General features: G+C 66.8%; 11 protein-coding genes and 1 pseudogene. 5 read left to right on the top strand and 7 right to left on the bottom strand.

Annotated features, from left to right (window positions below; translation table 11 throughout):
• The first annotated feature begins 265 nt into the window (after positions 1 to 265).
• From ASG92_RS28520 to ASG92_RS20075, 3 genes are all read left to right on the top strand, one after another.
• Positions 266 to 874: a hypothetical protein gene (locus ASG92_RS28520; RefSeq protein WP_056632430.1), complete on the top strand. Its 609-nt coding sequence runs from the start codon at positions 266 to 268 to the stop codon at positions 872 to 874.
• A 330-nt stretch (positions 875 to 1204) separates the two neighbouring features.
• The gene (locus ASG92_RS20080; RefSeq protein ID WP_056632427.1) at positions 1205 to 1420 is read left to right on the top strand and encodes a hypothetical protein; all 216 of its coding nucleotides are present in this window, start codon (positions 1205 to 1207) and stop codon (positions 1418 to 1420) included.
• A gap of 208 nt (positions 1421 to 1628) precedes the next feature.
• Positions 1629 to 1811 (top strand): PspC domain-containing protein, encoded by a 183-nt coding sequence (locus ASG92_RS20075; protein ID WP_056632424.1) that lies wholly within the window; start codon positions 1629 to 1631, stop codon positions 1809 to 1811.
• A 27-nt stretch (positions 1812 to 1838) separates the two neighbouring features.
• Here the strand turns inward: ASG92_RS20075 and ASG92_RS20070 are convergent.
• The 3 genes and pseudogenes from ASG92_RS20070 to ASG92_RS20060 all read right to left on the bottom strand — a co-directional run.
• Positions 1839 to 2219 (bottom strand): annotated as a pseudogene (locus ASG92_RS20070) (ZIP family zinc transporter); the annotation flags it as partial.
• 139 nt (positions 2220 to 2358) lie between these two features.
• The gene (locus ASG92_RS20065) at positions 2359 to 3429 is read right to left on the bottom strand and encodes an exonuclease domain-containing protein (RefSeq protein ID WP_056632418.1); all 1071 of its coding nucleotides are present in this window, start codon (positions 3427 to 3429) and stop codon (positions 2359 to 2361) included.
• A 166-nt stretch (positions 3430 to 3595) separates the two neighbouring features.
• Positions 3596 to 4027 (bottom strand): SRPBCC family protein, encoded by a 432-nt coding sequence (locus tag ASG92_RS20060; RefSeq protein WP_056632415.1) that lies wholly within the window; start codon positions 4025 to 4027, stop codon positions 3596 to 3598.
• A 242-nt stretch (positions 4028 to 4269) separates the two neighbouring features.
• Here ASG92_RS20060 and ASG92_RS20055 point away from each other — a divergent pair, with 242 nt between their 5' ends.
• Positions 4270 to 4566, top strand: a complete 297-nt coding sequence (locus tag ASG92_RS20055; RefSeq protein ID WP_056632412.1) for a hypothetical protein — start codon at positions 4270 to 4272, stop codon at positions 4564 to 4566.
• A gap of 46 nt (positions 4567 to 4612) precedes the next feature.
• Complete coding sequence (locus ASG92_RS20050; protein WP_056632409.1) at positions 4613 to 4876, top strand: antibiotic biosynthesis monooxygenase; 264 nt, start codon at positions 4613 to 4615, stop codon at positions 4874 to 4876.
• Positions 4877 to 4983: 107 nt separating this feature from the next.
• Here the strand turns inward: ASG92_RS20050 and ASG92_RS20045 are convergent, their stop codons facing one another.
• From ASG92_RS20045 to ASG92_RS20030, 4 genes are all read right to left on the bottom strand, one after another.
• A complete protein-coding gene (locus ASG92_RS20045; protein ID WP_056632405.1) occupies positions 4984 to 6597 on the bottom strand; it encodes an alkaline phosphatase D family protein in 1614 nt (537 codons plus the stop codon).
• 114 nt (positions 6598 to 6711) lie between these two features.
• Positions 6712 to 7338: a TetR/AcrR family transcriptional regulator gene (locus tag ASG92_RS20040; RefSeq protein ID WP_056632403.1), complete on the bottom strand. Its 627-nt coding sequence runs from the start codon at positions 7336 to 7338 to the stop codon at positions 6712 to 6714.
• Entirely contained in the window at positions 7335 to 9827 is a 2493-nt protein-coding gene (locus tag ASG92_RS20035) for a PEP/pyruvate-binding domain-containing protein (protein WP_056632400.1), read from the bottom strand. The genes ASG92_RS20040 and ASG92_RS20035 overlap by 4 nt, the downstream gene beginning before the upstream one ends.
• Positions 9820 to 11376, bottom strand: coding sequence for an MFS transporter (locus ASG92_RS20030; protein ID WP_056632397.1), 1557 nt, complete (start codon positions 11374 to 11376; stop codon positions 9820 to 9822). Before ASG92_RS20030 ends, ASG92_RS20035 begins: the two co-directional genes overlap by 8 nt.
• Positions 11377 to 11423: the final 47 nt, after the last annotated feature.

Here is an 11423-nt window from a genome sequence, read left to right as displayed (position 1 = left end):
GGAACCCCGAACGCTTCACCACCACAGCCGACCCGAAGATCCTCGCCCTGCCCGGCACGACCTGGATCAACAAACCACTCGAGAAAACCAAGACAGACACGGAGCCAACGACCCACAAGAAACTAGCCGCCTAAACTCACGCTGGCCTCATTCACCTTGACAAGTTCCGGGTCGGCGAGCCTTGCATACGGATCCCCCATCTCTCGGAGCAACTCACGCCAAGGTGATGGAACCATCGTGAACGAGCTCGAGCAGATTGCCTTTCGTGACTGTCCAGCAGCGCACCACCTGGCACGCCATCGCTTCTGGAACACTCCTGCCCCTGCAAGCACGCACACACCGCGGACACACCATGACCCTGACGTTCTCGGCGGAACAACTCGAGGCTCTGCTCGGGATTACCATCGACCAGGCTGAGTGGGACGAGCCCGTACGGAGTGAGATTGAAGCAAAGATCGCGGACTGCGAGGAAAACATCCGGTTCCTCCGCCACCACACCTGGGCAGAGCTCCGTCTCCGTCCCGAATTCGTCCTTCAGGACCCTCAAGGGTCCCTGACGTTCGATCAGCTCATCCACGAGAAGGTTGCGTCACCTTTGATCGAAGAACTCGTACGACGCGGCTTCATCACTTCGCACTTTGCGCTCTACACATCCACTTACTACGGAACGCACCTCGGACCCGACGCCCTCGAGTACGTGCGCCGCTGCATCGAACCTGGCGAGCCTGACACTCGCTCAGGTTCTACGCCGGGGCGCCCCTCAAGTCCCGGGACGGGTACAACCTCGGGACTCTGTGCGTCCTCGACTACGAGCCCCGCGTCCTGGATGCCTCGGAAGCCGCAACGCTTCGGGACCTCGCCGAGGTGGTCATGAACGATCTCGAACTGCGCTTGGAAAGCCGGACCCCGCAGCCTTCCAGGTCTTCCTGAGCTGCCTTCCGACCCGCCTTCTGGCTTGCCGCGATAGCCGGAACCACGACGGCGGGAGGCTGGCGAACGCTGCCGGCCTCCCGCCGTCGTGGTTTTGACGCGGATTGTTTTTGACGCGGATTGCCGCTCAGCTGACTCCCCCGTTCCGGTCCCGCTCAGCCCAATGTTTCTCTAGGCTTCGGCAGGGAGGATGGGCAGTGTCCGCAAACGCTATTGGGGGGGACATGAATTTTTGTATTGCTATTGCCGGCCGAAATCATCCCAGGGCACGGCCGTGACCGTCCAGGACTTCCACGTCAATGACGGCTTCGTTCCCATGGACGACGGGTCGCTGGCTTACCACCAGGGATTCGGCGACCTCCGCACAGCGGTGACGGACCTCCTGCTGCGCCCTGCCGCGCCCGGAAAACACACCGTTGCCGTCGACTTTCTGCACCGGACTACCGGGCAGAGACTTGCCCCCCGCACCGTTACAGTCACTGCCGCCTGACCGGACGCTCCTGCTGTAAGGTCCGGTCACCAACAGCTCGGCGGCGGGAGGGCATCAACGATGCTGGCCTCCCGTCGTCGGGATTGGCCGTGTGCGAAGCGGTCCCCTGCCGGAAGCTGCGGCAGCCGGCATCGCCGCGCGGGCAGCGCCCGTGATTGACTCTCTCGGACCGCTTACCTGTCCCCGGACCGGCTGCTAGTGTGGCGAAATGGCAGCATCAATGGTTCGGCCCAGGGACGGCAAGATCATCGCGGGAGTCTGCGCAGCACTGGCAGACCGCTTCGGCATCTCCAGGACGCTTGTCCGCATCGGCTTCGTGCTCTTCGGAGTGTTTGGCGTCGGAGAACTCGTCTACATCGCGTTGTGGATCATCATTCCCAAAGCCCCATAGCTCAAGTTCCCCCGGGGATGAGTCCGGCTACCCGCCAACGTGGTGGATGGTGAACGCGGTGAGGAAGCCCACCGCCGCCACCAGGCCGGTGAGATTGTGGTGCTCCTCGGGCGATCCCTCCCCACACGCCGAAGACGTACTTGGCGCTGCGGCCCGCCTTCTTCATTCCGGCCGTGCTGGACAGGCCTTCCGGGACGTTGGAGATGAAGACCGCTGCGAGCATCGCCGGGCTGACGGTCCCGGCGGTGATCAGGCCAAGGCCCAGGACCACTGACTCGGGGATTCCATCGAGGAGGGCCCCGACGGCGATGGCCGTGCCGCTGCCCCCGGATCCTCCTTTTCGGAGGGCTGCTGATCCTTGGACCGTTTCCGGTGCTTCGCTCCGGAGCGCGCCAGCCACGCGTTGGCGCCTTCACCCCGGCAGAACGCCAGGGTGCGGCTGCGCCCGGTCCCGGACCATGAGCATTCTTGCAGACAGGAATGCGCGGCCCGCGGCGGCTGGCCGATGGGCCTTAGCGCGGGAATCGAGTTGTGCAGCCGCGGCGGGTTACTTGGCGGACCAGATCCTCCGCCAGCCTGCCGTGATCGAAGCCCAGACACCCCACGCGGCGGCCACCGCCAGCGCCAGTTCCACTGCGCCGGTTCCTACCTGGCCCGCGGCGAACGACTGGATCGAGAGGCCGGTAAGGGCGGACAGAAAAAAGGCGGCAAGAAGTCCCGCTGCCAACAGTGCGAAGCCGGACTTTGCGCGGGACTTCACATCGGACTGGACCCCTTGACGGTCCGCCGGCTGTGCAGGTGCCGGGTCCGGAGGGGTTTCCGACCGGTGCGCCGGCTGTGCAGGTGCCGGGCCCGGAGGGGTTTCCGGCCCAGGCTCCGCCTGCGAGGGCTCTTGTTCGGCCCGCGCCGCCGGCTCCGGCGCAGTTTGTGCCTCCACGGAAGGCGCCGGGCGGGGAGTTACGACGGCGTCAGGCCCTACACCTTCGGCCGATTCACCGCCGGGTTCATCACCCTCCGCATCGGCTGTCTCATCGCGGACTCGCCGGCCCGGGCGCCGCTGTCCGATCGAAGCGGCCGGCGCACCCCAGATCTCGGCCAGGCTGGCGAACTGGCGCATGGCGGCGATTGTCAGGACCACGTTGGCGCAGGCCAGGGCATTCGTGCCGGGCTCGTGATGGTGGACGGGCGGGAGCTTCAATGCCTCCAGGACGTCGTTCAGGCGATGCTTCGGCAGCTCCAGCTGGGCCCGGGCCAGCTCCTGGGCACAGTAGAAATCCTTGGCCGGCAGGTCCAGCCGCAGGTGTTCGGTGGCTTGCCGCATGACCGAGGCGTCATACGGGGCGCCGTATGCGACCAGCTGGTCCTCGCAGGCAAACTGCAGGATTCCCTCTATGGACATCTCCCAGTCCGCCGCGTGCACAACGTCGCGTTCCCTGATGCCGTGGACTTCGACGTTGATGGGATCGAAGTGGTCAATGCCTGGCGGTGGTTTGATGAGCCAGGACGCTTTGTCCACGACGCGTCCGTCCCGGACCTTCACCAAGCCCACGGCGCACACCGACCCGCGGTTGCTGTTCGCGGTTTCAAAGTCGATGGCGGTAAAGCCGATCCCTGCCATGGATGTCTCCCCCAGGCGCGCTAAATGGGCGGTAGGCACCGCTGCTTGGCCTGTCCGCTGACGGTTCATTCTTGCAGACTAAATGCCAGATTATAGTCATGCAGGGATTGTGGAACGCGGCGGGATGGTCGGAAGTCCGCGTAAGAACGGCGGCCGACGCCCCGCGTCAGCGTTCGAGCACAGTCTTGAGGTTGCGGACAAAGACCCTGTTCCGGCGCGGCACCATGAATGCCATGGCCGGGGCCATCAGCGCGCCCAGCCCGCGGGGCCGCATTTCCACGCTTCGGGTGAACCGGGTACCCTCCGGCACGGGCTCGACCGCGTAGGTGATCAGGGGCCGGAGGCCGGCGAAGTCCCCGCGGTACACCACCCGCTCCCCCTGCGAGACCTCCAGCGCCGTGAACGTGCCCTGTGTCCTGCCCATGAACGGCTTGAACCGCAGGGGGTACGCCGTCCCGACGGCGGGCACGTGATCCGTGGCAGGGTCCACCGAGTCAATGTCGACGTGCCAGGTGGGTTCATTGCGCAGATCCGCGACGTAGGCGAAGACCTCTTCCGGCGTCCGCCTGATGATCACGCTTTCAGCAGATTTGATCACGGCTCCTCCTCCGCCCGCCACGTCAACCAAGCCATCCGCCGGACGTCCAGGACGTGCGGCAACAAGCCGATTTGTGGCTCTCAGTTTACGCTTCGGGGCGCCGTCTGCGAACTGCGCCGTCTTCGCTCCGGGACCCAAGCAACTACCCGTTGACACCCCACCGGGAGCGGAGTACCACGGGGCTTAGACGGTCCAATCCCGGGCCGTCTCTGGTTTGTTCCGAAAGCCTTTAGGAGCATCACATGCCTGTCGCTGTCATCCAGGATTTCCCCGGCGGAACACTCGAGCAATACAACCAAGTCGTCGAAAAGATGGGCTTCGCGCCCGGCGGACCCGGCGCCCCGGGCGGGCTCTTTCACTGGGTCACCGCCACCGACAACGGCATCCGCGTCACTGACGTCTGGCGGAGCCGGGAAGACTTCGATGCATTTACCCAAGAGAAAACGGGCCCCATCGTCGCCGAGGTCGGCATCCCAGGCCCCCCGGAGATCACCTTCTGCGACGTGCACAACTACCTGACTGCAGGCCCCGAGGCTTAAGCCACACAGCGCCACATCAGCGGCGCCAGTTCCAAGGAGAACCGTCATGGCCTTTTCACTCGTCCTGCACCGCGTTGCCGACTACGATGCCTGGCGCACGGTTTACGATTCCGTCGCCGAAGCGGAAAAGGACGCCGGCGTCACCGACCAGTCCGTACACCGGATGGCTGACGATCCGGACAACGTCCTGGTCATCCACCATTTCAACACCGTGGCCGCAGCCAAGGCCTTCTTTGACAATCCCGACCTGAAAGACGCCATGCAAAGGGCCGGCGTCCAGGGAGAACCGAGGATTGAATTCTTCGAATAAACGGCCCGACCGCGGGTGGTTGGCAATGGCTGCCGGCCACCCGCCGTCGCGATCCGCCGGCTGAGCCTGCCGAAACCGGGGGTGGTCCCCGATCTCGACAAGCTCGGTCAGCGCTCCGGGTGCAGGTCCTTGCTCCAGAGCACGGTGCCGTTGGCATTGCGGAGGCTGACGGTGAAGACGTCGTCCTCGCCGAGGTCGACGTGGCCGAAGTACTGGCTCTCCCTGTTGCGCGGGGACTGGTTGGCGTAGGCGCCGGCCTTGAAGAAGGCCACCTCCGGGCCGAAGGTGCCGTCCATCTGGCTGGGGCCGAACGTTCCGGCGTTGATGGGGCCGGCCACGAATTCCCAGAAGGGGTCGAAGTCCTGGAAGGCGGCCCGCTCCGGCGAGTACTGGTGGGCGGCGCAGTAGTGGACGTCGGCCGTAAGCCAGACCACGTTTTTAACCCGGTTGCGCTTGAACGCGGACAGCACCCCGGCGATCTCGAGCTCCTTGCCCAAGGGGGCGCCGGCGTCGCGGTTTGAGAGGGACTCCTGGTTGACGGGGCCGTCCGGCACGATGATGCCCAGCGGGAGGTCGGCGGAGATGACCTTCCAGGTGGCCCTGGATTTGCTGACTTCCGTGATCAGCCAGCGCGCCTGTTCCTCGCCGAGGATGTGGGTCAGGCCCGCTTCCTTGCCGTCCGTGTTGGGGTCCTTGAAGGTGCGCATGTCCAGGCAGAAGACGTCCAGCTGCGGGCCGCGGGAGATCTTGCGGTAGATGCGGGCGGGCTCGAAGCCGGTGGTGCCGTCGCTCAGCTGGGCGATCGGCTGGTACTCCTGCCAGGCCTGGCGGCCGCGGGCGGCCAGCACGTCCACGCGGCGTTCTGTGTAGCGGGTGTCGGTGATGACCTGGCCGGGGTACCAGTTGTTGTGGGTTTCGTGGTCGTCCCACTGGGCGATCACCGGCACCTCGGCATAGAGCGCGCGGATGTTCTTGTCCATCATGTTGTAGCGGTGCCGGCCGCGGAACTCGTCGAGCGTCTCGGCCACCTTGGACACCTCCTCGGTGACGAGGTTGCGCCAGATCTGCCCGTCCGGCTCGGTGACCTGCGCGGCGATGGGGCCGTCGGCGTAGATGGTGTCGCCGGAGTGGATGAAGAAGTCCGGCTTCGTGGCGTGCATGGCCGCGTAGCCGCGCATGCCGCCGATCTCCTCGTTGATGCCCCAGCCCTGGCCGGCGGTGTCGCCGGTCCAGACGAAGCTCTGCCGGCGGGGTGTCCGGCTGCTGCTGAGCGTGCCGGGGGCCGTGCTGAAGGAGCCGCGGGCAGTTTCGCCGGCGTGGCCCTCGGGGTCCTCGAAGTGCATGGTCAGCGCGAACCGCGTGCCGGCCGGGAGGTCGCGGGCGTTGATCTTGGACGTGAAGTCGGTGGCCTCGCTGGCGGCGGTCCCCCGAAGCACCCGCCGGAAGGCGCGGCCGCCGCGGAGCGGGGACCCGTCGTCGTCGACCGCCAGCAGGCCAGCCACCAGCCGGCCGGGGCCCGACGCGCGGGACCACAGGACGCCGGAATCGGCGGTGACATCGCCGGTGGCGATGCCGGAGGGAAGGGTCAGGCGGTTGCGGACCAGCGCGACGCCGGAGGGCCGGGCGGCGTGGGCGGGCGCAACGAATGAGGGGGCGACGGCGGCAGCACCGGCAGCGGCGATGGCACCTTTGAGGATGTTTCGGCGGGTGAAAGGAGTCATGCTGCCATCCTTGACCGGCGGCGTGAACCGGCGGCGACAGCGATGTGAACGCCCGCGTTACGTCTGGTTTCCCGCTGGCCCCTCGAATCGCCCGTGAACTGGTCCGGATCGGTTTCAGGTGCCTCGCCGGTTGTTTTTCGGGTCGACGCCGAACAGCGGCAGTACCACTTGGTCCACAACCCCAACCAGGAAGTCATCGTCGATCGGTCCGGAACCGAAGATGAACCGTTGCCGCAATAGGGCGGGACCGGCCTCGATCCTGAAGTCGGTCACGAGGTCCGGATCGCATTCGCCCCGATTGACCGCGTTGGCAAGGATTTCGCGCATCATCCTGCCGGCGTTTCCGCGCGCGAATTCGCGGACCTCGGCGGCAACCTCGGGGTTCTGCAAGGCCTCACCCAGCACTCCACGCATGGCCTGACCCACTATCCCTTCCAGCTGCCGAGCCCCTTGCCGCATGACGGTCAGGGTATCCAGGCGCAGGCTGCCGGTATTCGGGACGGCGTCGGGGCCGGGCATCGCCTCGTAGGCGGCGTCCAGCACCAGGGCGGCGCGGCCGGGCCAGCGACGGTAGAGCGAGGCTTTGCTGGCGCGCGCGCGTTCGGCGACGCGGTCCATGGTCAGGGCGGAGTAGCCGGATTCAGCGATCTCGGCCAGGACGGCATCGAAGATCGCCCTGCTCAGCACCGCACCGCGTCGGCGCGGCAGCTTTCGGTGGTCCGGGCCCGGCACCACGGTCATGCCGATGGCTCCGCATCAGCCGCAGTGACCCGGCCGCGGGTGCCGTCCACAAGAACCAACTGGCCGTCCTGCAAGGCACTGGTGCCCGACCCGGTGCCCATGACGGCGGGGATCCCGTATTCCCGGGCGACGATGGCGGCATGGGAAGCAATCCCGCCGGCGTCCACCACAACGGCGGCTGCGCGCTGGAACAGTGGCGTCCAGGAGGGATTGGTATAGGGGCAGACAAGGATCTCGCCGCTGCGGAGCAACCCGAATTCGTCCGGCCCCCGGATGATCCGTACCGTTCCGGTGGCCTGGCCACGGCTGGCCGGCACGCCGGAAACCAGGGCGCCCGGTCTCCGGTGTCCGTTTGCGAACAGCGAGGCCGTATCCAGCAGCGGAATACCCTCCAGTTCCCGCCGTTTCGCGGCCCTGGCCAACACCAGACGGCGGTAGCGTTCCCGCTCTGCGGCCGGCAGTGCGCCGCCGTCGTCCATTCCCGCCAGTTCTTCAAAGCGCAGGTGATTTACATCGGCTGGATCCGCCAGCACCCCGGCCTCGCACAGCCTTCGGCCCAGATCCGACAGCGCGCGGCGCAGCGGCGGCAGCACCATGGTGGCGTAGAAGTGGCTGTCCTCGCGGAAGGCCGTCCCGGCCTTGGCGGCGTCGACGGCGGACAGCAGGTGCCGGTGCACGGCTGTGATTCGCAGGGCAGGATGTCGCTTAAGTTCCGCAAGTGCCTGGCCGGTTTGGTCTGCGGCCGGTCGCCGCTCGCCCATCATCGACGTGATCAGCCCGAGAACCACTTCGGGGGCATCGGACCAAGTTGGTGAACTGCTCATCACCACGCTGACGGTTTCGCGGTGCCCGTATTCGGCCAGGAATGCCCGGAAACGTGCGTGGAACTCCTTGAATTCCGGGTCGTGTTCCACGCGGGCCAGCAGTTCGCCCGGCGCCAGCCCGATGAAGGCCCGCGCCAGCCCGTCATGGGACCGGACCCGATCCGCCAGGTCCTCGAGCGCCCGGTTCGCTTGGCTGGTGCGCGTTTCCGCACCTGCGATGAGTGCCGGGCCAAGGTGCCGCTTGCCGAGCAGCAGCAGCATCAGGCGCAGCTTCAGCTGCGGAACAAAGGCTCCCGGCAGGTATGAGATCCGCAGCTCGGTGATCCCGCGCATCGTGGCGTAGGCGTCCTCCGCGAAAACAACGACCCCTCGCCAGGACATGGACCGCGGATCCTGCCCTGCGAGCCGCCGGACGTTCTCCAGGAACGTGGCGAACCTGCTGTCCTCGGTCCAACGGGCCGGATTGAACCGGCGGGCACGGCGCGCCACGGAAAGCGGGGCGCCGAGGGTGCGCAGCGTGGGGCGCGGAACCGGCGGAACCAGCCGGATCACCACGCCGTCTTCCTCCGGCAGGAGCTCCTTCACCGACGGGAAGATGACCCCGACGCTGCCGGCCATGCCGTGGAGCATGGCCAGGATTCCACGCTGCATCCAGCCCGACACATCCAGGGGATAGGGACGATCCTGGAACATCTCCACGAAGAACGGACCCACGAACTTCTGGAACGGGTTGAGCCGCATTGGCTGCGGCGGCAGGGCCGTCATCGGCCGGGCCTGGAGCACGTACAGGCGCCTGCCGGCGATGGCCCATTCCATGTCCTGCGGCCGGCCGAAATGCTCTTGGGCCCGCAGTGCCAGCCGCGCCAGTTCCACCAACTGCTCTTCGCCGAGGGTCGTCCGTGGGCTGCCCGTGCCGGCGCTCTCCTCCGTGCCCCCGCCTGCCAGGGCGCGGATGACAACCTCATGGGCGCCCGGGGTGAACCTTCGCGTCCGGCCCGCGCTGTCCAGCACATAGTGCTCCGGCGTGACGCGTCCGGAAACCACAGCCTCGCCCAGGCCGGGACTGGCGTCGACCACAATTTCGCCGCGTTCTCCCGTCACCGGGTTCGCGCTGAACAAGACTCCGGCGGTGTCCGCCGGCACCATGTCCTGAACGACGACGGCGATGGAAACCTCCCGCGGGTCGATCCGCAGACGCTGTCGGTAGGCGATGGCGCGGTCCGTCCACAGCGAGGCCCAACAATCCACCACGGCCCGGATGACCGCCTGCTCGCCGACGATATTCAGGAACGTGTCCTGTTGCCCGGCAAACGCGGCACCTGGCAGGTCTTCGGAGGTGGCACTGGAACGCACGGCCACCGGGCCGCCGCCCAAGGCTCCGTAGGCCGTCGCGATGTCCGCGCTGACGCGCGCCGGTATTTGCGCTTCGGTAAACAGGGCCCGGATCCGTGTTCCGGCGTCTTCCACTTCCAGCAACCTTCCCAGCTCGGCGCCCAGACTGGTTTCCGCCAGCAGGGTGGCGTAAGCCGCGGTGGTGACGACGAAGCCCGCAGGAACCGGGAAACCGTGGCGCACCAGTTCGCCGAGATTTGCGCCCTTCCCGCCGGCCGACGCCAGGTCCGCGGCGTCGAAGTCGGCGAGCGCACCCGTAAACTTCTCAGTCATCCGAGCCTCCTTGGGGAGGGGGGCTGGGGTTGGAGTGGCCCTGGCCGGCGTCGGAATGCGCCGTGGTGCGCAGTTCCCGTTCCGGCAGGGAAAGAGTCAGCACAAAGGCAATCGCGAGCACGATCGCCGCGTAGCCGAAGGCAGGCGGCAGCGCCTGACCGAAGGCCACGGCCACGGCGGAGCGGTCCGCCTCCGGCAGCTCAGCCAGCATTTTCGGGGTGAGCGCATTGATCCTGTCGCCGAGTTGAACTGCCAGTCCCGCGGGGATCGCAGCGGCGAAGCGCACGGTGATGAGCGATCCCAGCACGGCCACGCCAACGGAGCTGCCCACCTGCCGCAGGAACGTCACGGCGGAGGTGGCGGCACCGAGATCGCGCAGTTCCACGGAATTCTGCACCACAAGCACCATGACCTGCATTACCAGGCCGATCCCCAGTCCCAGCAGCAGCATGGCCACCAGGACCAGCAAGAGGCTGCTCGTCGAATCCAAGGTGCTGAACAGCCACATCCCGGGCGCCGCCAGCAGCGTCCCGGCGATCGGGTACTGCTTGTAGCGCCCGGTGCGCGTAATCAGCAGCCCGGAGGCCGCCATTGTCAGCAGAATGCTCGCTACCAGGGCTATCAGCATGGCTCCGGACGCTGTGGCGGTCAGACCCATCCCGACCTGCAGGAAGGCTGGCAGGTAGCTGACGGCCGCGAACATGGCGAAACCGAGGAGGAAGCTGATCGCAGTCGGAATCGTGAAGGCCGGGTCGCGGAACAGGGCCAAGGGGACGATCGGATCGGCGGCCAGGCGCGCCGTCAGGAGCCAGCCTGCCAGCGACGCCGCAGCCGCCACTGCGAGGACCGGAACCAGCCATGGGGGACCGGCATAATTGCCGACGCTGCATAGCAGGATGATCGACACGATGGCCAGGCTCAGCAGTGCCGCCCCGCCGTAGTCGATGCGCCGGCCCCGCGGTGGCGCCGGCAGGTGCAGGGCCAGCGAAACAACGGCGAGGGCCGCGAGCCCAACCGGCACGTAGCCGTAGAAGATCCACCGCCAGGACAGTCTGTCCACCACCGCCCCGCCGGCCAGGGGACCTACGACAGCCGCCACGATGTAGGCCACTCCGATGATGCCGAGGAATCTCCCGCGCTCCCGCGGGCTGACGAGTTCCCCGATGATGGCCTGGGCTCCGATCATCAGACCGCCGCCGCCAATCCCCTGCAGAGCACGGAAGGCGATGAGTTCGGGAACCGACTGCGCCAGTCCGCACAGGACGGCGCCAACGACGAACAGAACCAGCGAAGCCTGCAGGACCCGCTTGCGGCCGAAGGCGTCCCCCAGCTTTCCTGTGAGAGGCATGGCCGCCGTAGCTGCAACCAGGTACCCGGTAATGATGGCGGGCATCTGGTCCAAACCACGCAGGTCACCGGCCACGGTCGGCAAGGCGGCAGCCATGACCGTTTGGTCCAGGGCCCCCAGAAACATCACCAGCAGGATTCCCGGAAGCGCCGCACGGATGGCCGCCGGCACTGCGGGGTTTTCGCGTTGCTTGCTGCCCATTGGAGGGTCCCGGAGGTAGAGAACTGCTAGTTCTCTATAAGCTACGC

This window comes from Arthrobacter sp. Soil736 (assembly GCF_001428005.1).
Taxonomy (GTDB): Bacteria; Actinomycetota; Actinomycetes; order Actinomycetales; family Micrococcaceae; genus Arthrobacter.
The sequence above is the reverse complement of the archived record's forward strand: the minus strand, read 5'-3'. Positions and strand labels throughout refer to the sequence as shown.